The following is a 23,145-nucleotide window of genomic DNA, read 5'->3' as shown; positions in this document are numbered from 1 at the left end:
CGATGGTCAGGGGCAGCTTCCAGTAGTTATTACTGTGTAGGCTGCTTTTTCTTGTTCTATTTAAGCTTCTCAGTAGTTGACAAGAGATTCATTGTAACTGATAATTATCCAGTGATAATCATTATCATTTGTGCGCGAAAATTCTATATGAAGCAAGGAGATTAGGAGAATATGAAGAAAATCTGGAGTTCATGGATCACATTAATCGCACTGGTCGTGGTGCTGGCAGGGTGTGGAGCAGCAGGTGGGAATGGAAGTACCGATACCACCAATAATGAAGGGTCTAATACTACGACAGCTGCTGAAGGACCTATCACAGTTAAGCACAAATACGGTGAGCTTACGCTAGATAAGCCTGCTGTTCGCGTGGTTGCACTGGAGTGGACGCTCACAGAGGACTTGGTCGCATTGGGTGTGCAGCCTGTTGGTAGTGCCGACAATGAGAATTACAAGCTGTGGGTTTCCCCAGAGGCGGCTCTGGATAGTAGTGTAACGGATGTCGGTATGCGCTGGGAGCCGAATCTGGAGGCCATTGCTGCGCTCAAGCCTGATTTGATTCTGTCCAACTCAGACAACAATGCTGCAATCTACGAGCAATTGAAGGCAATCGCGCCGACTATGGAATTCAATTTCTATGAGGGTGACGGATACAGTTATGACCGTATGGTTGATGTCTTCAATGAAATCGCCAAGGCTGTAGGGAAGACAGATGAGGCTGCGAAGGTGATCAGTGATCTGGATCAGCATTATATTGAAGCCAAGCAAAAGCTTGCTGATGCAGGAAAATCTGATCTTCATTATGTATTAACACAGGCGTTCACCGTGCAAAATGCAGCGACACTGCGTCTCTTCGCGGATAATTCCGTAGTCGCTGGTACACTGGCCAAGATCGGGATGATTAACGACTGGAAAGCCGAGAAGCATGAGGCGTACGGCTTTGATACGAAGGGTATTGAGGCATTGCCAGCAGTACAGGACAGTAACTTCATCTATATAACACAGAAGGATGATGATGTGTTCGGGAAAGCGATGAAGGATAACTCTGTCTGGAAGGAACTGAATTTTGTAAAAGAAAACCGCCTCTATGCGCTAGATGGTACCTCGTGGACCTTCGGTGGGCCGATTTCATCCAAAGTTCTGGTAGATCAGGTAGTTGGTGAGCTGACCAAATGACCGGCGGTACAGCAGAGCATTCATCACAGCATGGTTGGCGAATGACAAGTATTTTTGGGGGCGGGATTCTCGCCCTCTTGCTGATTTTTTTCATCAGTCTCTGTTACGGTGAGGCAGCTATTCCCTTAGCTACAGTATGGGATGCCTTAGCTCACCGTCAACAGTCACTGGAGCATAACATGATTTGGGATTTGCGCATGCCCCGTACCGTCATTGGCTTACTGGCAGGAGGAGCTCTTGGGGTCGCTGGAGCTTTACTGCAGACGATAACCAAGAACCCACTCGCAGCCTCGGATACATTGGGGATCAATGCAGGTGCGTATTTTAGTGTTATTTTAGGTACGGTGATGTTCCCAAGCCTGTTGCAGCATTCCCCATTCCTGTTCGCTGCGGGGGGAGGACTCTTGGCAGCCGGCATGGCTTATGTCATGAGCGGAGGCCGCTCCGCAACGCCAGTAAGACTTGCTCTGTCCGGCCTGATCGTCTCGATGGTGCTGGGCTCGTTCACTAGTGCGCTACATATTTTCTTTGCATTTGAGACGCAGGGATTGTTCCTGTGGGGTGGAGGCACGTTGATCCAGAATGATTGGAGCGGTGTAGCGTATGCATGGCCATGGGTTGTGGGAGTAGCCGTTCTTGTCTGGTTGCTTTCTAGACAGTTTGATGTACTCGACTTGGATGAAGCGACTTCCTCCTCGCTTGGTCAGCGTGTGAATCTGACACGGGGGATCGGTCTACTGCTCTCCGTAATACTGGCTGCCATAATCGTTAGTGTCATTGGTCCGATAGGGTTCGTCGGTCTGGTGGCCCCCCATCTGGTAAGGCTCAGTGGTCTCAGGTCTCACCGACTGCTGATACCAGGTACGTTCTTATGGGGCGCGGTGCTGCTGACCGCAGCAGACGTCCTGGCACGGATGATTCGCAATGGAAGTATGGAGATGCCGACAGGTGCCATGATGGCACTGATTGGTGCCCCTTGGCTAATCTGGCTTGTATTGTCTCGTATGAAGCTCGCTGCTGGTGGGAATCATCAGACCTCGATGAGTGTCGGAGGCCGCTCCAGACGTGTTCGCTATGTCGGTCTCGCATGGGCGCTTGGAACAGGTACCCTGTTGCTGCTTCTGCTCAGTACGATGTTCGGAGGAACGAAGATTCCGTTCACCGATTGGTTCTATACACTGATCGGGCAAGGAGAAGGACTTCATTCTGCCATGCTTCAGCTACGGATTCCACGCACGCTCGTTGCTGCTGGAGCAGGAGCTGCACTGGCTGTCAGTGGCGTGCTGATTCAGATGGCCGTCCGCAATCCGATGGCGGATGCATCTGTGCTAGGGGTATCGTCGGGAGCGGGTCTTGGAGCATTGGCAGTGCTGATTGCGTTTCCACAGATTCCTATTGTCCTCCTGCCGATTGCAGCCATCATTGGAGCAGGTGCGGCAGCGTTCATTATTTTCTTCCTGTCATGGAATAAGGCACTCAGTCCGTCGGTTATCATCCTGTTGGGGATCGCGGTCTCGGCAATGGCCGGCGCGGGAATTCAAGCCTTGATCGTTCGCGGCTCCCTGTATGGCAGTACGGCGTATGTCTGGCTAACGGGAAGCACATATGCACGGAGCTGGGAGCAGGTCTGGACGATTGGAATTTTCCTGGCGGTACTACTTCCAGGTGCATGGTTGCTGGCCCGCCGCTTTGATCTGCTCGTCTTTGATGACCATACGTCGACGGGACTGGGACTTTCTGTTCGCCATACCCGCCTATGGGCAATGCTGGCGGGAGTATTACTGGCTGGAGGTGCTGTGGCTTGTGTGGGAACGATTGGCTTCATCGGTCTGATTGCACCACACATCGTGCGCGTATTGATCGGACATCATGTGCGTCATTCCATCGTGTTGTCGGCATTACTGGGAGCTGTACTGCTTGTATTGGCAGATACAGTCGGGCGAACAGTCATGGCTCCCACAGAGGTGCCCTCAGGCTTGCTGATTGCACTGATTGGTGCACCTTACTTCCTGTACCTGATGTATCGCAGCAATTGGCGGAAGCCTGGTAATGGCTGAAGTTAATCACACGTATCGACGATAGAGAAATAGATAGAAAAGATAGAAAGAAAGATAGATAGAGGCCACGTTGGAAGCTGTTGATCATATCAGGTTGAATTTTAGTAGTAAGATGTAGATAAAGTAACACATTCACAAGCGGGTTAGGCGCATGGTGCCTCCCGCTTTTTTGTCATTTATGTCATGCATTTTTCTAATAAATTCTCCTCGTTGTGTCATAAGTTATGCCTCAATATAAGCTTTGTCCGCTCGTATAATCTTTTGAAATATCATTTGTTTCGTTGGAAATCTGCTTGACACAGCGCTGGAAGGGCTATATATTAATGTTTGTTAATCGTAATAATTACTAATTAACAAAAATGAGTACGAGTCGAATCATAAGTAGCTAACATAATTCCCCAATAAAAGGAGTAGAATCAGATGACAAATCAACGAATTCCTGTAACTGTACTAAGTGGCTATCTGGGCTCAGGCAAGACAACCGTACTTAACCATGTGCTGAATAATCGCAAAGGCCTTAAGGTAGCCGTAATCGTTAATGATATGAGCGAGATCAATGTCGATGCTGCTCTGGTCAAAGGAGAGGCAACGCTCTCGCGTACAGAGGAGAAGCTGGTAGAGCTGTCCAACGGATGCATCTGCTGTACGCTGCGTGATGATCTAATGCAGGAGATTGAACGATTGGCGAATGAAGGGCGTTTTGATTACATCCTGATTGAATCGACAGGCATCAGCGAACCCATTCCGGTGGCTCAGACCTTTACCTATGCCGATGAGCAGACCGGTGTTGATCTTACGCGGCTGGCCAGATTGGACTGCATGGTAACGGTAGTGGACGCCTATCGCTTCTGGCATGATTTTGCTTCTGGTCAGAGCTTGCTGGATCGTGACCAGGCCGCAGGCTTGGAGGATACCCGCGAAGTTGTTGATCTGCTAATCGATCAAATTGAGACCTGTGATGTGTTGTTATTGAATAAATGTGATCTCGTAGAGGAGAACGAGCTCAACAGACTCGAGGGAATTCTCCGGAAATTGCAGCCAGGCGCCAAAATCATCCGTACTGTGAACGGGCAAGTGAACCCTTCTGAAGTTCTGAACACGGGGTTGTTCGACTTCGAGAAGGCCAGCATGTCTGCGGGCTGGATTCAGGAGCTAGAGCAGGAGTCGCATACACCGGAGACAGAGGAATACGGAATTCGCTCCTTTGTGTATCGGCGTCGAAGACCATTTCACCCGTCCAGGCTGGCAGACTTCATGAATCATTGGCCTGAGGAAGTGGTGCGAGCCAAAGGACTCGTATGGGTTGCTGCGAAGGAGGATGTAGCTGCAAGTCTCAGCCAGGCCGGTCCTTCCATTCAGTTTGGGCCTGCAGGATATTGGGTTGCTGCTCTACCAGCTGCTCAGCAACAGGAGATTTTGCAATACGAGCCAGAGGTAGCAGTTCGATGGGATAGCGATTGGGGTGATCGGCTAACGGAGCTGGTCATGATTGGCATGGATATGGAGCAAGCCGAGCTGGAGGCAGAGTTGGATCAATGCCTCGTTCGAGAGGATGAGCTAGCAGGAGACTGGAGCAGGTTCGAGAACCCGTTGCCTTGGTTCAGTGATGCTGATGATTCTGGCGATCCACAGCTGCAGTAGCATGAAGTGAGGCATGCCCCTATTGCGGTGCGAGCAACTGAAGACTCGGATGTGTCAGGGCATTCCATCAACAAGGAAAAAAGGAGTGACGCCAATGGCTACCTGGAATCTTGAAGGGACTCGCTGTCATTTGTTCATCTGTAACGGGGCAAGCTGCATGCGAGCCGGAGCTGATGAAGTGACAGACGAGATTAGGGCGGAGATTGTAAGACAGGGGGCCGAGCAGACGATGCATACAACTCGTACTCGCTGCAATGGACGCTGTAATGATGCCTGTGTAGTGATTGCCTACCCCGAGGGAATCTGGTACAGAGAGGTTACGCCAGAGATCGGACAAGAGCTGGTGCAGCAGCACTTGTCCGGTAGTTATCTCGGTAGTAATGCAGTCTATACCTACAGTGAAGGGTTGGCTGCAACAGGCGCCGGGCTCCAAGGTGTGAACAAAGTGCGATCAACGCTTACTCCGCACAATGCCCAAGGTACGCCTCAGGAAACCACTGATTCATGAAATGTGTCGTTCCTGAATTTCATCCTCTTTATAAAATTGATCTTTACAGAAAAGCAAAAATTCAATACACTGTTAATTAGTAATTTTTACGATAAATATTATTATTAGAAATTTAGGAGCGGAATATGAATCACGAAGCCGGAGTAAAGACAAATGATCATACGATATCACAGATTAGAGTACATAATCGAAGGAGGCGCTTCGGCTTTAGAAGTGGAGCCAAGTGTGCCATAGTTCTGGCAAACGTACTTGCACTTCTATTTCTAAATGCTTGTGCAAATACGTCCTCTGTAGAGACAGCTAGCGACCAGAATAAGCATATTAGCTTCCTGTATAACTTCTCGACACGTTCATTGGACCCGCATGTAGATTCCAGTTATGTCCCACTTCGGGCAGGTATTACGGAGACGTTGGTCAAGCTGGATGAAGAACAACTGACGGTGGTACCGTGGCTAGCGGAGTCCTGGGAGGGTAAAGACGGGAAGCACTGGACGCTTCACCTGCGCGAGAACGTGACCTTCCACAATGGAAAGAAGATGGATGCAGAGTCAGTTAAGGCTTCAATTGAGCGAGCGGTCAAGGAGAGCATTGCAATTAGAAATGCGCTCAAGATTGATAAGATCGAGGCTGAGGGAAGTACACTACAGATCACAACCACTCAGCAGTTCCCCGAATTTATATCGGAGCTTGTCAATCCGAATGTATCCGTGATTGATGTTAGTGAGCAGGATTTTGTGAACAAGCCAGTGGGCACGGGACCATTCCGGTTAATCTCCTTCGCCCCAGGTAGCAAGCTGGAACTGGAGCGATATGAGGATTACTGGGATGGGGCTGCCAAGCTGGATTCTGTTACTTTTGCATTCAATGAGGATGCCAACGCGCGTTCTCTGGCACTGGAGTCCGGTCAGGTGGACATCGTGTACCGTCCAGAAGTAGAGAGTCTGGAGTCCTTGCGCGCTAAGCCCGGAATGAAGGTGGAATCAACAGCCACGTTCCGTGTTCACCAGATGACAATGAACATGGAGCGTGAGGCGATGAAGGATATTCATGTTCGACGCGCTGTGGATGCGCTGATTAACCGGGAAGAGATTGTGAATACGATTCTGCTGGGGTATGGAGAAGCAGCCCAAGGGCCTTTTCTGCCATCACTTCCATTTGCACCAACGTATGATAACCATCCAACAGGACAGTCGGTAGCGGTGGCGGAGTTGGCAGAAGCTGGCTACTCACAGCAGAACGGTATCATGCAAAAGAACGGTGTACCGCTTCGTCTCGTGTTGCTCACCTATAGCTCTAGAGCAGATCTGCCACTGATCGCTCAGGTATTTCAATCTGACGCCAAGCGAATCGGAATTGAGGTGGAGATCAGACAGATTGATACACCGGAGGAGTATATGGCCTCCAACCGTGATTGGGATCTTGCAACCTATAGTAATCTGACGGCTCCTCGCGGGGATGCAGGATATTATCTGAATGCTACCTATCATCCAACAGGAGCCCTGAACTTCAGTGGGGCAGAAGAGCCTGAGTTGACAGAGTTCATTGATCAGTTGAATACGACCGTGGACACGCAAGAACGAGCCAAGCTCGCCGAGCAGGCAGCCAGCTATGTGCATGAGCATGTCATCAATTCCTTTGTGCTGCACCCTGCAACCATTGTGGCCTACAATGAACAAAAAGTGAAAAACTGGGTAACCAGTCGCAGTGAATATTATATGATTACGAATCAGTTGGATGTGAACTAACCAAATGCTACAAATTATCGCCCGCAAGCTGCTGGAGGTAGCCTTGTTTTTACTCTTGATTACATTCATCGGCTTCCTTTTCCTACGTCTGGCTCCAGGCGATCCGGTGCTTACCATTCTCAACGTAGACGAGTTGTCGGTAAGCCAAGAGCAAATTGAACAAGTGAGGGAAGAGCTTGGCTTCAATGATCCGCTGTTGCTGCAGTATGGGGATTGGCTCTCACGAATGCTTCGTCTGGACTTCGGACCGTCCTATGCGACAGGGCAGCCGGTCATGGAGATGATCCTCAGCTCGCTTCCTGCTACCATGGAGCTGGCGATCGGATCTCTTCTGGTGATGCTAATTATTTCTTTGCCGCTCGGGTCGTTGTCTGCGTTGTACCGCGATCGCTGGATTGACCAGCTCAGTCGTCTGCTATCTATTGTAGGTGCAGCGGTGCCGAGTTTCTGGCTGGGTCTCATCTTGATTGATCTCTTCGGAGTCCGTCTAAGCTGGCTTCCCACGATGGGCAGGAACGGCCTTGAATCACTGGTACTGCCTTCTCTGACACTCGGACTTGCGATCTCTGGTGTATATGTGAGGCTACTTCGGTCCAGCCTGCTGGATGCGCTGGGTCAGGAATTCATTCGTGCTGCCCGTTCAAGGGGATTATCCGAGTGGAGGATATTCTGGGCACATGCCTTTAGACACTCTTTGCCACCAGTCATAACAGTGTTCGGTATAAGTCTCGGGAGCCTGATTGGCGGGATTGTCGTTGTGGAGGTACTGTTTGCCTATCCAGGGATCGGCAAGCTTGTCGTGGATTCCATCCGACAACGGGACTATCCGATGATACAGGGCTACATTCTCGTAATGGCGATAATCGTCTTCTTGGTAAATACGGCAGTGGATATCTCCTACAGATACCTGAATCCGGAGATAAGATGGAAGGAGAGGGAACAGAACGGATGAAGGTCTTAAGCAACAATTCAGGGCGAAGCTTCCGCAGAAAGTGGCCGCTTCTTCTTCTCTCTCTCTTTACAGTTGTCGTGCTCATGTCCATTATTCATGCATTATTCTTTCTTCGCCATGACCCGACGCTTACGGATCTTGGCAATCGGCTGCAAGGCATGAGCCTGCAGCATCCGCTGGGAACGGATCATCTGGGTAGAGATGTGTTCACAAGACTGTTGCTCGGCGGACAACAGACGCTGGGCTACAGCTTTTTGGCGCTGTTTGCTGCCCTTGTTGTCGGGATTCCAGTAGGCCTGTTATCCGGCTATTTTGGCGGATGGATCGACCGTATATTCATGCGATTGGCAGACGGCTTTCTGGCATTTCCGGATATGATTGTGGCTATCATTCTGGCTGGTCTGTTAGGTCCTGGGATGGAGAGCCTGATCCTCGCTATTGTGATGGTGAAATGGGTCAGCTATGCCCGAGTGGTCCGCAGCATCGTCATGGCCGAATCGCGCAAGGATTATATCCTCATTGCCCGCACGAATGGATTGCCACCACATGCCATCATACGCAAGCATTTGCTGCCGCATATCATTGGACAGGTACTCGTACTGGCCAGTCTCGATCTGGGCAAGGTCATCCTGCTGATCTCAGCTTTCTCCTATATAGGCCTTGGCGTGCAGCCGCCTATACCAGAGTGGGGAGGTATGCTTAACGACTCCAGGCCTTATTTCCAATCAATGCCTGGGCTGATGCTGTATCCAGGGCTGGCTATTGTAATTGTAGTGCTGTGCACGAATTGGCTCGGCGACTGGCTTCGAGACCGCTATGACGTTAGAAAAACTGCAGAACAGGAGTAACATACATTCCAAGCCAAAGGAGGCATTTCAATTGCTATCATTCCAAGAGGTCACCGTACAGAGTAGCTCGCGAATGCTGCTGCATAAGGTGTCACTGACGATTCGTCCAGGGGAGTGGTATGCACTGGTCGGTCAGAGTGGTAGCGGGAAAAGCCTGCTGTCCCAAGCCGCTGGTCAACTGCTGCCTCCCACACTGCATGCAGAAGGAAAGATTCTACTGGATGATCAGGAACTACTGTCTATGTCGCTGAAAAGCCTGCAGCACATCCGAGGCCGCAGATTAGCTTATATTTTCCAGGATTATCAAGGCTCCTTCACACCATTTCGCACCATTGGGCAGCACTTTATGGAGTACATACGAACTCATGACAAGGTGACAATAACGGAATGCCGCAGGCGGACTGAAGAAGCGCTAGCCTCGGTTGGGCTGGAGGCTGACATGGCGCAGCGGTATCCATTTCAATTAAGTGGTGGACAATTGCAGCGTATCTCGATTGCGCTGGCCTTATTGTTTTCCCCAGATGTGCTGATTGCGGACGAGGTGACGACGGCGCTGGATAGCATGACAGGTCATCGCATTCTTGAGCTGTTGCGGCAGCGGCAGCAGGTGACAGGCTGTGCCATTCTGTTCATCACTCATGATTGGCGGCTTGTCAGACGTTATGCCGACCGGATTGCGGTGATGCTGGATGGCACAATCGTAGAATCCGGGCGGAGAGAGCAGATGCTGAGCCATCCACGTCATGAATATACGAAGCAGCTTATCGCTGCTGCCCCCATGTTGGGAGCGCCTGTGGTCCCTGTTCCAGAAGCACAGGAGGTGGCACGATGACAGACATCTTGCTGTCTGTAGAAGAATTAAGCAAAAGGTATGCCAGTGGCAAGCTCGCAATCGACGCTGTATCTTTCGGATTGAGCCGGGGGGAATGTCTCGGACTGGTCGGGGAAAGTGGCTGTGGCAAGAGTACACTTGCCCGTTGCCTGATGCGAATTGAGCCTATTACGGAAGGAACAATCCGCTTTCATGGAAAAGCGATTGAGCGCTTATCTGAACGAGAGCTGCGTCCTTATCGCAAAAATATGCAAATGGTGCTGCAGAACCCAAGCGCAGCGTTGAATCCGAGGCTGCGAATCCGAGAGTCTCTGCTTGATCCCTATGAGCAATACCAGCATGAGCTGGAGCTGTCTCATTTTGCATGCACCTCTCGTAAGGCTTTCATTCATGAGCTGATGGAAGCAGTAGAGCTGCCTGCCTCATTGGCTGATCGTTATCCGCATGAGCTGAGCGGTGGTCAGCGTCAACGGGTGACGATCGCAAGAGCAATCAGTATTGAGCCTGACCTGATCGTGCTGGACGAGCCAACAGCCAGTCTGGACGTACTCTCGCAGGGAGCTGTGCTCAAGTTATTGCAGGAGCTACAGGAAGCATTAGGCTTAGCGTATTTGTTCATTTCGCATGATCTTGCAGCCGTTCACCAGCTGAGCCATCGCATTATGGTTATGCATGAAGGACAGCTGGTGGATCAATTCGAGCGGGAGCAGTTGTTTTACGAGGGAAGACACGAGTATACCAAATCATTGATTTCTATCTATTAAGTACGGCCTATTCACGATATAAATACCAAAGTAGAAGAACTCCGAATCCATTTTCATGGGCCGGAGTCTTTTTTATATATTTGCGTAGTTAGGATATTGCTGCTCTTACGTTGACGTGTACTCCTCTGGTTCACGTCGCCAGGAGTACTTGTTATTAAAGCATAGAGCGGCAGAGCCGCAGAGCGAAGCTTGTTAGCGCATCAGCCTTAGCCTTAGTTCAAGTCTGAATGTGCCTCAAGCTATTGTTTCTCCATGACTGCAAAATAATTGCCCTCGTCATCTGCAAAGTTAAAAACTTTGCCAGTGGGCATTTCGACCATTTCTCCAACGGTGACTCCCTGAGTGGACAGGCTACTGTAGAGCTCCTCCAGATTGTCGGAATAGAACATGAGGGAAGGAGTGCCCAAATGCAATTCTGGGGACATCTTGGCTACAAGCTCTTTGTTATGAAGCACAATGCTGGTGCCTGAGTCTGACGGAGCAACCTCGATCCATCTCATCTCACCCATTTGTTCCTCTGATACTACATTGAAACCCAGCTTGGTTGTCCAGAATTGTACGGCTTGATCCTGATTATTCACATACAACATAATTTGACCTAGCTTGTGAATCATGGATTCCATCACTCCCGTTAAAATGATCTGCAGCTCTGGTCTGTGCTAACAATAGCTTCTGCAAGCTTGTTCTAGTATAAGTATAACAAGTTGCAAGGAACATGCCAGTCAAGCATCAGACGTCTTCATTTAGCTTGTCCTCCTCGTGATTATATCATGTAATCTTCACTAATAGCATTTCATAGCCTGATATCGCAGAGCAGTCCTGATGGCGGAAGGTACTAGATATATTTTCAGATGAATTATTGTTGACAACGTCCACATTATCTATCTAAACTATTAGTTGACTAAGTCCACAAAAAGAACGGAGGGGATCATCATCGACGCTGGTCAGATCAGCAGGGACATGATCGCAGACATCAGACGCTTTAACCGCTATTACACCAATACGCTTGGAGTCATGGACAGACACATTCTGGGCACAGGACATTCCTGGGCAGAGGCACGGGTCATTATTGAGATTGGCATTCAAGGTGAGTGTATTGCGAACAGCCTTGTCGATGCGCTCACGATTGATCGAAGCTATATGAGCCGGATCGTCACCAAGCTATGCAAGCTTGGATATCTCATCAAGCAAAATTCTGATGCTGATAGTCGCGTGAGTCTGTTGAGATTGTCACCGAAGGGATTAGATCTCTATCACGAACTGAACGAGCGATCCGACGAACAGATCCTGCTCCTGATGCGCGGATTAAGTGAGGAAGATATCAGAGAGATACATGCCTCCATAATGAAAATACAGGAGAAGCTGGATAAGAGGGAGAAGTGAGCATACGATGATTAGATTTGAGTGTGACTATACAGAGGGAGCACATGAGCGTATTATGACACGTCTTGTAGAGACCAACGGGGAGCAGACGAGTGGCTACGGGACAGATGAGCACTGTGCATTGGCAAGGAGCTACATACGTCAGGCCTGTGAGCGTGAGGATGCAGAAGTTCATTTCCTGGTGGGGGGAACACAGACGAATTTGACGGTCATTTCCTCCATTCTGCGCCCTCATCAGGGAGTCATTGCTGCCGCTTCGGGCCACATCGCGGTTCACGAGACAGGTGCCATTGAAGCGACTGGGCACAAGGTGCTTACGTTGCCAAGCGATGATGGAAAGATAACGGCAGAGCAGGTGCGGGAGCTGTATGAGGCACATGCTAATGATGCGACTGCTGAGCATTGCGTACAACCAGGAATGGTCTACATCTCACAGCCATCCGAGAATGGGACCGTCTACAGCAAGGCTGAGCTGGAGGCTCTGTATCAAGTGTGCCGTGAGCATGCGCTTCCGCTATTTATTGATGGTGCACGTCTCGGTTATGCGCTGGCTGCCCGTGATTGCGATATGACGCTTGCCGATCTGGCTCGTCTTTGTGATGTCTTCTACATTGGTGGCACCAAGATAGGCGCGCTGTTGGGCGAAGCTGTCGTCATCCTGAAAGAAGAATTGAAGCGCGATTTCCGGTACCTCATCAAGCAAAAAGGCGGACTACTTGCCAAGGGAAGGCTACTCGGCATCCAGTTCGAGACGCTGTTCGAGGACGGATTGTACCTGGATATTTCCAGACACGCTGTGGAGATGGCCATGATGATCCAGGATGCGCTCAAGGCGGAGGGCATCGCCTTCCGTTATGCTTCGCCAACGAATCAGCAATTCCCGATTCTGCCTAACCATCTGCTGGACTCCTTGCGGGATCGATACAGCTTCTCATTCTGGGAGAAGGTCGATGAGACGCATAGTGCCGTGCGCTTCTGTACGAGCTGGGCAACGAGACAAGAGCATGTTGAGCAACTGATCCGGGATATCCGGCAGTATTCACAGAGTCTCGCAGGCTAAATGGACATAAATAGTGTTTAAATGGACCTTGCAGCCGAAAAGTTAACGGTCAACATCTACCGTTAACTTTTCGGCTGTTGGCATTCAATTTCCACCATTGGAGAGAGTGTGTGAAGGAATTTTATGGAGGATGATACAGCCCATTCATTGTATACTGTTGGAGATAGACAGCTTCAGGAAGTGAGGAAGACATTCATGTATAATATAGCCATCTGTGATGATGAAGAAAGACAAAGGGAGCGGGTCAAGACCATGCTAGTGGGTCTGTCTGTCAAGTCGGGCATAGAGTTCGCAATTGAGGAGTTTAGCTCGGGAGAGCAGCTCCTGGAGCGCTATCAGCAGCGAGATGCCTCATTTCATATTCTCATTCTGGATATTGAAATGACAGGTCTGAGTGGGATTGATACAGCACGGGCCATTCGGGAGCTCGGGAGACGCGATGAGCAGATCGTATTTCTGACGAGCTATGCTGAATATATGCTGGAGAGCTTCGACGTTGTGACCTTTCAATATATCCTCAAGCCAGTCGAGACAGAGGTCTTTGAAGAGAAAATGCTTAAGCTGTGCCACTATCTTCAGAGAATGGATAATCGGCTCCTGGTCATCAAGTCCGCATCCGAGGAGCTGGTGCTGAAGCATGACGACATCATCTCCATTGAAGCCGTGGCGAGCCTGACGATCAAAGGACAGCTGCAATTTGTCACCACGGAAGATAGCCATGAGAGCAGAGGGTTGATATCCAATTATGCAGCTGCTCTAAAAGAGCACCATTTTCTGCAGATCCATCGGTCCATTATCATTAATCTGTCCCATGTCAGGAAATTCACGAGCGGAAGAGTGCTGATGTCTAATGGAGCAGAACTTCCGATCGGCAGATCCAAGCTCAAGGAAGTCAAGGATGCCTACACCAAATTCATGGTTATGAGTATGGATGTATGAACGGATACTACCTGCTGCTTCATCTGTGTGTTGCGCTTGTCATGTGTTTTCAGCTAAATCTGTATTATGACTCGGTATTCGGAAAAGCTGCGCGTAAGCCGACCAGATTCATCTATTGTGCTATATTTGTGCTGCTCGACATGCTGTATCTGCAAATTGATCTGCCGTCTATTGTCGCATCTCTGATGGCTTTAATTGTTATATTTAGTATGTCCGGGGCATATCGTGTCGAGCTGAAGCTAAAAGTTCTGTTCTCCATCCTGTACAGTGTCCTTATCACGCTTGTGCATATGGGTACACTTTATGTTCTCTATCCAGCGATGGATATGAAGGCCTCCAGCAATCCTGATTTTCAGGGGCAATATGTACTGTTAGCGAGTGGAATTACGTTGTTGCTGAGCTGCATTATCATGTTTGCAGTCATTGGGGTAATACGCTGGATGGCGAGGCGCCGGAGCCTGCCGCTACACAATCGTTACTATTTGTTATTTTTGAGCGTGCCGTTAATCAGCATCTTTCAGGTTAATGTCCTATCCTCCAACAGCGAGAAAAATGTATATTATCTGATCTCCGTGTGTGGGCTCTTGTTCCTGAACGTCATGATTGTGTACTTGTTCGATAATATTATCGAGAAGTTCCAGTTGCTCCATGAGAACGACCAGCTACAACAGCAGATGGATTATCAGGATGCGAACTACGAGAAGACCGTTCATAGTTTCAAGAATATCAAGCGAATTATCCATGATACGAATCAACAGTTTTTGTATATAGAGGAATGTCTGAAACGCAATCAGCCAGCGGAGGCTCAGGCGCATATTCGTACTACTTTACATAAAATTGAGGATGCCTATCAGCGTGTGAACACTGGCAATCTCGTTATTGATGCATTAGTCACGAATACCCTCCAGATTGGGCAAGCGAACGGGATTCGGATCGATGCCAGGCTTCATCTTCATGAGCATGAACTGCCCATTGAACGTTATGATCTGTGTGTCGTGCTCGGTAATATGCTGGATAATGCCATTGAGGCATCCAAACGTATCAGATTAGCAGAGGATCGCCACATGGTGATCAAAATTCATTCGACTACGTCGGCCCTGATGATCCACATCCGCAATCAAATGGAGCAACCAGCGCCTGACCTGATTAGTCAAAAGCCTGATGCAGAATTCCATGGAATTGGCCTGACGAACATCGCGCGTATTTGTGAGCATTACGGTGGGAATATGACAATCGAGAGTGAACAGAGAACCTTTAATAATATGGTTTTTATTCCATTTCCATAGTTGTAATACAAAAAAATCCCTGGACAGGATGCTGTTCAGGGATTCTTTACGTCATTTCAAGGTTAAATTTGTTCCAGGCATAGTACTCTGACATATGATGGATGCATGTAAAAAGCATAGTTCAGAAAAGGAGGAGTAAGGATGAAGAAATTCGGTTTGGCACTGATGGCAATCCTGTTATTCACCATGCCTGTAGGCCCTGTAATTACCGCTCAGGAGAGCAATGATCGCATACAAAAGGTGGCTCGCGACCTGGCAGAGGAGCTCATTGCGAACTATGGTGTGCAAGGTGTACAGTATGCCATTATGGATCATGGCTCGAATACACTATCAGAAGGGTTCGGTAAAGGGGCAGAGGGTGAACTGGTGAAGATTGAACCGGACACGATGTTTGGCATCGGCTCTGTCAGCAAAATGTACGTCTCTGCTGCAACCATGATGCTCGTGGATTCGGGTCAGATCCAATTGGATGAACCGCTAACCACCTACATTCCAGAGTTCAGTATGGCAGATGAACGCTACAAGCGCATCACTCCACGAATGCTGCTTAATCATTCATCCGGTCTGCATGGCATGCATTACAAAAATTCAATATTGTTCGATGATACGGATACGTATGCACATGACAAGCTACTGACACAACTGAAAACAGAAGATCTAAAATCCGATCCTGGTGAATTCTCGGTCTACAGCAATGATTCATTTCAGCTGCTGGAAATTATGGTGGAGCGGGTAAGTGATATGAGCTATACACAATTCCTGGATACCCACATTAGTAAGCCGCTTAATCTTAGTGCTACCAAAACACCGCTGAATGCTTTCGATCGGGAACGACTGGCGAGCACAGCTCTCCCCGGTTTGGATGAAGAACTTCCCATTGAGAGCACGAATGTACTCGGTACCGGTGGCCTATACTCTACGGCCGAGGAGCTAACGAAATTCGCTGAAGTGCTGACCGGAAATAGACCCGATATACTATCCAAGCAGGCGGCAGCTGCGATGCAATATCCAGAGTATCGCAGAGGAGCATGGGTAAGCGAGGAACGTAACACTTTTAACTATGGTCTTGGCTGGGATGCTGTGCGGCTTGCGCCATTCAGTGATTACGGTATTACGGCGCTATCCAAGGGTGGAGATACCGTTCTGTACCATTCCGTATTGATTACATTGCCTGAGGAGCAGCTGTCGATGGCTGTTGTTACCTCAGGAGGATCATCTTTTTATAACAATATATTCGCTTCCAGTGTCTTGATGGAGGTGCTGAAGGAGAAAGGAAAGATCAAGGTCGAGAAAGAGGCTCAAATCACTAGTGCTGATAACGCGAATCTCGCAGCGCCTGTGAAAGAAGCCATGCCTGCTGAAATGTCTTCACACTCCGGGTTGTACGGAACAATGGGAACGACGCTGGAAATTCTCGTAAAGGATGGGGAGGTTACGCTGCCAGCCTTGATGGACGGATTAATCCCTGCAGCGACCTATGTCTATACAGGAGAGAAGCAATTCACGAGCCCTGATGGCAAAGTCAGTATCAGCTTCGAGCGCGCCAGCAATGGCAACGAGTATTTGCAAGTGAACGCTACGCTGGATTTTGGTGCTATTGGACAGACGGTCATGTCCTATTTTGAGGCACAGAAGCTGTCAGCCAATCCTGTGGATGCTGCGGACCAGAGCATATGGAAAGAGCGCAACGGCAAGACCTATTATGTGCTGGACGAGAAGATCAACTCCGTATTTTTCCTGAGCCCTGAAGTTACCACTCAGAAGCTTGTTGTCGCTGACGGTTATGCCAATGGCAACAAGATTGTGGATGCGAATCAGGCACTGAATGTCTTGGAGATTCCTGTCATGATGGGCAGAGATACGTATCATCTTCGCTTCACACAGCAGGGCCAGACGGAATATATGGACATGAGAGGCTACCGTTACATCCGTGAAGATGCCATAGATACATTGAAATCTGATGGTGTGTCAACAGTGACGATTCCGGCTTCTGGATATGCACAGTGGTTCAAGCTGGGCGATGCAACAGCAGGTCGCGTCCTGACCGTTAATGCAGCGCAAGGCGGAGACTTTGTTGTCTATGATGAGCAGGGACTTATGCTTCATTCCTCCGTCATCAGTGACAATCCTACAGTTCAGCTTCCTGCCAAAGGAATGATTGTGTTTGGCGGGAATCCAGATAGCACATTTGAGATTGAGCTGAAAGACAAATGAGTACGCAATTCTCATACATGCTCATTGGTTGACATTGGTTCGCCGTTTCACTTATACTGTCTGTAATCTTATACACGATATGCGTTGAAAGAGCCCAGTAGCTGCTTGATCCCTGTTCCAGAAAGCCGGGGGTAGATGAGACCCGGTACACATGAAGCACGCGAATTACACTCTGGAGTATCCCGGTTAACCCTGGGCGGACGCTGCGAACGTTAACTCGCAGAAGAGTGGTATCCTGACCATGCGGTAAGCTAGACCTCCGTCATGTGCTGGATGCAATCAGGGTGGTAACACGGTTATATAATCGTCCCTATGTCTGTAATAGACGTAGGGACGATTTTTTTGTCTTTCAACAAATGCTGCAAGCTGTGTACATCAGCAGCAACTCTCTCGGGCTGTTAGGACAATATGCCTTACACCAGCGAGGGGACTCGTTATAAGTGAACGTGACAATTTGAAGGAGTGGATGAGGTCATGAATATTATTGATGAACTTGAATGGCGCGATGCCATCAACCAGCAGACGGATGCAGAAGGGCTAAGAGCCTTGGCGAATGAGAAAGCCGTCTCCGTATATTGTGGAATAGACCCGACTGGCGACAGTATGCATATTGGTCACTTGATTCCGTTCATGGTACTCAAGCGCTTCCAGCTTGCAGGCCATCGTCCTGTTATTCTGATCGGCGGCGCGACAGGTACAATCGGGGACCCGAGTGGTCGTCAGACAGAGCGCTCTCTGCAGACCTTGGAGCAGGTTCAGGCTAACGTCGATGCTCTCACGGCACAGATGAAGAAGCTGTTCGTGACGGATGGCAACAACCAGATTCGTCTGGTGAACAATTACGATTGGACGCACAAGATCAATGTTATCGAGTTCCTGCGGGACTACGGGAAGAATTTCAGCATCAACACGATGCTGGCCAAGGATGTCGTGTCCAGCCGACTGGATAGCGGTATTTCCTTCACGGAATTCTCGTACCAGATTCTGCAATCGCTGGACTACCTGCATCTGTTCAGAAATGAGGATGTACAGCTGCAGATTGGTGGATCGGACCAGTGGGGAAATATTACGAGTGGTCTGGATTTCATCCGTAAGAAAGAAGGAGCAGAAGCCAAGGCATTCGGCCTGACGATCCCGCTGATGCTGAAGGCAGATGGTACGAAGTTCGGCAAAACAGCTGGTGGAGCAGTATGGCTTGATCCGAAGAAGACGACACCATATGAATTCTACCAATTCTGGGCGAACTCAGATGATCGGGATGTCGTCAAATACCTGAAGTACTTCACCTTCCTGGAGAAGGAGCAGATTGATGAGCTGGCGCAGAAGGTCGAGACTGAGCCACATAAGCGCGAGGCGCAGAAGATGCTGGCTGAGGAAATGACTCGCTTCGTGCACGGAGAAGAGATGCTAGAGCAAGCCAAGCGAATTACGGCTGCATTGTTCAGTGGTGATATCCGGTCCCTGACAGCCGATGAAATTGAACAGGGCTTCAAGGAAATGCCTACCTACGAGGCGTCCAAAGACGCTAAGAATATCGTTGACTGGCTGGTGGACCTTGGCATCGAGCCTTCCAAACGCCAGGCACGTGAGGACATTACCAAGGGAGCGATCTCCATTAATGGCGAACGGGTAAATGATATTACCGTGGAGATTACAGCCGAGCAAGCGATCGGTGGCCGCTTCATTATCGTGCGTAAAGGCAAGAAGAGCTACAGCTTGGTAAAGCTGGGCTAATTCTGGTGAAGCTAGGCTAATCAATGAAACTTTGAAGAGCTTGAGAATTCAGAAGTTGTGAAAGTTCGAAAGCTGAAAAAGATCGAGAAGCCGAGTACGTGTGAAGTAAGATCATATAAAATGCATTCCAGAATTGAATAGTAGAAGGACTGAGAGCAGTGATCTGACTTTCAGTCCTTTTTGCTTATTGGTCTCTTTGTCACGGGATGCCCATAACGTCTTTCCTGTTAGCCATGAATCACTAGCATATCTATGTTCTATCATCACTCATAATAGAGTAATCGCTTGGCATAGGCATTGCGGAAGTCGGTAGGTGTCAGGCCGACGATCTTCTTGAAATACTTCATGAAGTGATGTGCATCTTTATACCCCAGTTGAGCTGCTATTTCACCGATATTATTGTTCGTATCCGTAAGCAGGAACTTGGCAGCCTCCATCTTCTGCTGCAAAATGTACTGCTTAAGTGAGACTCCTCCCATGGTGGTGAACAGATGTGACAGGTATTTCTCGTTATAGCCGAAATGCTGAGCGATCTGCGACACCTTCATATTTTCGTGCCAATTCCACTTGATGTAGTCGAGAATATCATTGTACAGCTGTGTCTGCTTGGACCCGTCTGCCACAGGGGCCTGCTGCAGCAGTTGATTGTAAAGGGAACAAAGAATCACCGTAGACATATAATTGCTTAGGGTCTGCTCATTGTAGCTTCTTACGGAATCCTGGAGTTGCTTCATCATGACGATGAGTCTCTCAGGGTCTCTAAGTGTGCCATGCTGAGGAAGCGTAATGGTAGCCTCTTTTTTGGAGGAAAGGGAATGCAAGGGCTGATCTGTTCGGATCATGCCATGATTCGGTGAGAAGTGAAGCCAGTAAAAGCTGCAATCCGAAGGCTTGAAGCCTCGCTGGCGCATATACGGTGGCATGAACAAATACTCCCCACGTTCGACAGCGAACCGCTCCTCATTGAGCTCCAGATACAGACAGCCCTGAGTCATGATAATCAGTTCATAATCGGTGAGATCACGCTCCATATGCTGCCAAGCTGCGGTGGGAGCAGAGAATTTCCCCGTCATCGTCATGTGCACCGGAGATTGTATATTGACCTCGTAGCTGTACATCTGCTTCACCATCCTTTCTAACCTTTTGCCACTAATTCGAACGTTGCCCTATTTATTCAGGCTGCAAATCACGCTAATCTAGATCTAAGCCGGCTGAACACAATATCGTAAGCATGAGTCTGGTCAGACGAGAAGCCATGGCAAATGACTATGCTGTACTATCGAATGAACCTTACGTCACCCGACGGGGAGATCTGTAAGACGCATGAGAAAGATGACAGGAGTGTGGAGCGCTTATGGCAAACGTCCAGCAGACGCTGTTAGACGTCCCGCTCAAGGACCTTCGGCTCGCTCAGGTCCGGCTGCAGGATGAATATTGTATCAACGCTTTTGATAAAGAGCTGGCTTACTTACGCCGCTATCAGCCAGATCGCTTGTTGTCCTCATTTCGAACGAACAGGGGGCTTTCACCCAAGGCTGAGCCTTATCCTGGCTGGGAAAGTACAGAGATTCGCGGCCATACGCTAGGCCACTATTTAACGGCAGTAGCACAAGCCTATTCCACGACTCAAGATAATGACCTGCATGAGCGGCTCGTGTATATAGTGGATGAGTTAGAGTTATGTCAATTTGAAAACGGATACATTTCTGCATTTCCCGAATTGTTATTCGATCACGTAGAGAATGGAAAGCCTGCATGGGTACCTTGGTACACTATGCATAAGATTATAGCAGGAATTGTGTCAGTTTATCACGCCACCCAGAATATGGTCGCATACCGCTTGGCCGATCGGCTCGGTGACTGGGTTGCTGATCGGGCATTAGGTTGGACAGAAGAGGTTCATAATAGAGTGCTGGCTGTAGAATACGGAGGGATGAATGATGCACTGTACCACCTGTACCGCATCACCGCCAAGACGTCCCATATGGAAGCAGCTCACCGTTTTGATGAACTGACTTTATTCCACCCAGTACAGCAGGGACGGGATATTCTGCAGGGGAAGCATGCCAATACGACGATACCCAAGTTCCTCGGTGCATTGCATCGCTACCAGCTTACAGGAGAGAGCTTCTATCTGGAGGCTAGCGTACGCTTCTGGGATATGGTCGTGGAGCATCATAGCTATATGACTGGTGGCAATAGTGAGTGGGAGCATTTCGGTGAACCGGATCAACTGGATGGGAAGCGTTCGCCTTTCACCTGTGAGACCTGCAATAGCTACAACATGCTTAAGCTGAGCCGGGAGCTGTTCAAGCTGACGGGCGATATGAAGTATGCTGATTTTTACGAGAATACGTTCCGTAATGCTATTCTATCCTCTCAGCATCCTGAGACGGGCATGACGATGTATTTTCAGCCAATGGCCACAGGATATTTCAAGGTATACAGCTCTGAATTTGAGCATTTCTGGTGCTGTACAGGGACGGGAATGGAGAGCTTCACGAAGCTGAATGACAGTCTGTATTATGAAGGCGAGCATGCGTTATACATTTCACAGTTCATGAGCTCGACAGTGGATTGGGAGACGGAAGGCCTGGAGGTGCATGTAGATGCACAGGTACCGACCTCGGATCAGATCACGTTGCAGATTCAGGCCCAGGAAGGGCATCAGGCCGAATGCTCCATTCATGTGCGGGTACCGTACTGGAGTACTGCACCTGTGGAGCTGGAGGTAAACGGAGAGAACGTGATGTTAACACCTCGTGAGGGCTGGCTGACACTGAAGCGGAACTGGACCGATGGTGACAAGGTGCGTATCAGGCTTCCGATGAGCATTACTTATGAAGCGTTGCCTGATGCTCAGCATGCGGTTGGTTTTCGCTATGGTCCGGTAGTGCTCAGCGCTGCGCTGGGACAAGAGGATCTGATCACCTCCGCGACTGGAGTCATGGTGAGCGTTCCGACCCGGCATATGCCAATGAAGGATTTCATCACTTTGGAAGCTGGCATGACGCCTGACGAGTGGCTTGCACGCTTACCGGAGCACTTGGTGCAGGAGAAGGAGGCGTTGTCCTTCAGATTGCGTCATACCGATGACGATGACCGTCTCGTATTTACCCCGCACTATCTGCAGCATCGGGAGCGATACGGCATTTATTGGCATCTGGTGCAGCCGGATTCAACGGAATTGCAGCAGCATATCAAGCGTAGTAAGGCTGAGCGACGAATGGTGAAGGCGACCGTTGATAGCCTCCCCGTGGGAAATGATCAGCATGAGCTTGAGCATCAGGTGCAGGGGGATCGTACCTCAGCAGGTACCTGGGATGGCTACAGCTTGCGCAAAGCTGATCCAGGTGGCTGGTTCAGCTACATGATGCGAGTAGAGCCGCAGCAGCCTAATTATTTAACGGTATTGTATTATACTGCCCATACAGCTCAAGAGCTGGAGATCCGGTTGAATGATCACTTCTGGCTGCGGGAGCACATTCCGCGAACCAACACTCGCACTTTGACGGAGAAGAGGTATCTCCTGCCAGATCATCTCAGTATGACGAAGGATGGACTGGAACAGCAAGGATTAGCGTCGCAGCATGTGAAAGTTACCTTCGCAGCTTCTGACACAGAGATCAGCATTTATCATATTTTACGAACGATGAGAGCCTTTGACGCTGAGGCTGCTCTGCAGCAGCTACTATTTAATGAAGGAACACTGTCTCCAGCCTTCGCACCTGAGCTTAATAACTATACTTTGACCATTGGAGCTAATGTTAAGGCTTTGCAAGCAAGCTTTGTACCACAGAATGATCATGCACTAATCTATGTCGATGGCACTCTGATTGATGAATCGGTAATGCGTACTGTGAAGCTATCTGGTGAACGTCAAGAGCTGGTCGTCAGAGTTGTAGCAGAGGATTTTACTTCCGAGAGAAGCTACCTGATAACCATTGAGAGAGAACAGTATATAAATTGAACCTGTATTATTGAGGAAGGGCCGGAGCTCCAAATGTTC

18 protein-coding genes and 1 other annotated feature are annotated in these 23,145 nt (G+C 49.2%); of the genes, 16 read left to right on the top strand and 2 right to left on the bottom strand.

Annotated elements, in window-relative coordinates:
- The first annotated feature begins 171 nt into the window (after positions 1-171).
- From D328_RS0108680 to D328_RS0108640, 9 genes are all read left to right on the top strand, one after another.
- A complete protein-coding gene (locus tag D328_RS0108680) occupies positions 172-1,173 on the top strand; it encodes an ABC transporter substrate-binding protein (RefSeq protein ID WP_018884599.1) in 1,002 nt (333 codons plus the stop codon).
- Positions 1,170-3,230 (top strand): iron ABC transporter permease, encoded by a 2,061-nt coding sequence (locus D328_RS0108675; protein ID WP_018884598.1) that lies wholly within the window; start codon positions 1,170-1,172, stop codon positions 3,228-3,230. Before D328_RS0108680 ends, D328_RS0108675 begins: the two co-directional genes overlap by 4 nt.
- A gap of 420 nt (positions 3,231-3,650) precedes the next feature.
- Positions 3,651-4,871, top strand: a complete 1,221-nt coding sequence (locus D328_RS0108670; protein WP_018884597.1) for a GTP-binding protein — start codon at positions 3,651-3,653, stop codon at positions 4,869-4,871.
- 94 nt (positions 4,872-4,965) lie between these two features.
- The gene (locus tag D328_RS0108665) at positions 4,966-5,379 is read left to right on the top strand and encodes a (2Fe-2S) ferredoxin domain-containing protein (protein ID WP_018884596.1); all 414 of its coding nucleotides are present in this window, start codon (positions 4,966-4,968) and stop codon (positions 5,377-5,379) included.
- 125 nt (positions 5,380-5,504) lie between these two features.
- Positions 5,505-7,124 carry a nickel ABC transporter substrate-binding protein gene (gene nikA / locus D328_RS0108660; RefSeq protein ID WP_018884595.1) on the top strand — a complete coding sequence of 540 codons (1,620 nt, stop codon included), beginning with the start codon at positions 5,505-5,507 and terminating at the stop codon, positions 7,122-7,124.
- A gap of 4 nt (positions 7,125-7,128) precedes the next feature.
- Complete coding sequence (gene nikB / locus D328_RS0108655) at positions 7,129-8,076, top strand: nickel ABC transporter permease (protein WP_018884594.1); 948 nt, start codon at positions 7,129-7,131, stop codon at positions 8,074-8,076.
- Positions 8,073-8,924 (top strand): nickel transporter permease, encoded by an 852-nt coding sequence (gene nikC, locus D328_RS0108650; protein WP_018884593.1) that lies wholly within the window; start codon positions 8,073-8,075, stop codon positions 8,922-8,924. The genes nikB and nikC overlap by 4 nt, the downstream gene beginning before the upstream one ends.
- Positions 8,925-8,955: 31 nt before the next feature.
- A complete protein-coding gene (locus tag D328_RS0108645; protein ID WP_018884592.1) occupies positions 8,956-9,756 on the top strand; it encodes an ABC transporter ATP-binding protein in 801 nt (266 codons plus the stop codon).
- A complete protein-coding gene (locus D328_RS0108640; RefSeq protein ID WP_018884591.1) occupies positions 9,753-10,520 on the top strand; it encodes an ATP-binding cassette domain-containing protein in 768 nt (255 codons plus the stop codon). The genes D328_RS0108645 and D328_RS0108640 overlap by 4 nt, the downstream gene beginning before the upstream one ends.
- 239 nt (positions 10,521-10,759) lie before the next feature.
- Here the strand turns inward: D328_RS0108640 and D328_RS0108635 are convergent, their stop codons facing one another.
- A complete protein-coding gene (locus D328_RS0108635) occupies positions 10,760-11,134 on the bottom strand; it encodes a VOC family protein (RefSeq protein ID WP_018884590.1) in 375 nt (124 codons plus the stop codon).
- A 346-nt stretch (positions 11,135-11,480) separates the two neighbouring features.
- Between D328_RS0108635 and D328_RS0108630 the strand changes: the two genes are divergently transcribed.
- The 6 genes from D328_RS0108630 to tyrS all read left to right on the top strand — a co-directional run bounded on the left by D328_RS0108630 (position 11,481) and on the right by tyrS (position 19,136).
- A complete protein-coding gene (locus tag D328_RS0108630) occupies positions 11,481-11,903 on the top strand; it encodes a MarR family winged helix-turn-helix transcriptional regulator (RefSeq protein ID WP_018884589.1) in 423 nt (140 codons plus the stop codon).
- Between the two features lie 7 nt (positions 11,904-11,910).
- Positions 11,911-12,963 (top strand): threonine aldolase family protein, encoded by a 1,053-nt coding sequence (locus tag D328_RS0108625; protein WP_018884588.1) that lies wholly within the window; start codon positions 11,911-11,913, stop codon positions 12,961-12,963.
- Positions 12,964-13,158: 195 nt separating this feature from the next.
- Positions 13,159-13,902 (top strand): LytR/AlgR family response regulator transcription factor, encoded by a 744-nt coding sequence (locus D328_RS0108620; protein ID WP_026281079.1) that lies wholly within the window; start codon positions 13,159-13,161, stop codon positions 13,900-13,902.
- The gene (locus tag D328_RS0108615; protein ID WP_018884586.1) at positions 13,899-15,188 is read left to right on the top strand and encodes a sensor histidine kinase; all 1,290 of its coding nucleotides are present in this window, start codon (positions 13,899-13,901) and stop codon (positions 15,186-15,188) included. The genes D328_RS0108620 and D328_RS0108615 overlap by 4 nt, the downstream gene beginning before the upstream one ends.
- A gap of 141 nt (positions 15,189-15,329) precedes the next feature.
- On the top strand, positions 15,330-17,402 hold the full coding sequence (locus tag D328_RS0108610) for a serine hydrolase domain-containing protein (RefSeq protein ID WP_018884585.1): 2,073 nt from the start codon (positions 15,330-15,332) through the stop codon (positions 17,400-17,402).
- Positions 17,403-17,477: 75 nt separating this feature from the next.
- Positions 17,478-17,717, top strand: a binding site (T-box leader).
- Between the two features lie 159 nt (positions 17,718-17,876).
- Complete coding sequence (gene tyrS / locus D328_RS0108605; RefSeq protein ID WP_018884584.1) at positions 17,877-19,136, top strand: tyrosine--tRNA ligase; 1,260 nt, start codon at positions 17,877-17,879, stop codon at positions 19,134-19,136.
- 263 nt (positions 19,137-19,399) lie between these two features.
- On the opposite strand, the gene D328_RS0108600 is transcribed toward tyrS, so the two are convergent.
- Positions 19,400-20,254: an AraC family transcriptional regulator gene (locus D328_RS0108600; RefSeq protein WP_026281078.1), complete on the bottom strand. Its 855-nt coding sequence runs from the start codon at positions 20,252-20,254 to the stop codon at positions 19,400-19,402.
- A gap of 236 nt (positions 20,255-20,490) precedes the next feature.
- Between D328_RS0108600 and D328_RS0108595 the strand changes: the two genes are divergently transcribed.
- A complete protein-coding gene (locus D328_RS0108595; RefSeq protein ID WP_018884582.1) occupies positions 20,491-23,106 on the top strand; it encodes a beta-L-arabinofuranosidase domain-containing protein in 2,616 nt (871 codons plus the stop codon).
- The last annotated feature ends 39 nt before the right edge of the window (positions 23,107-23,145 follow it).

The organism is Paenibacillus massiliensis 2301065 = DSM 16942, assembly GCF_000377505.1.
GTDB lineage: Bacteria > Bacillota > Bacilli > Paenibacillales > Paenibacillaceae > Paenibacillus > Paenibacillus massiliensis.
The sequence above is the reverse complement of the archived record's forward strand: the minus strand, read 5'-3'. Positions and strand labels throughout refer to the sequence as shown.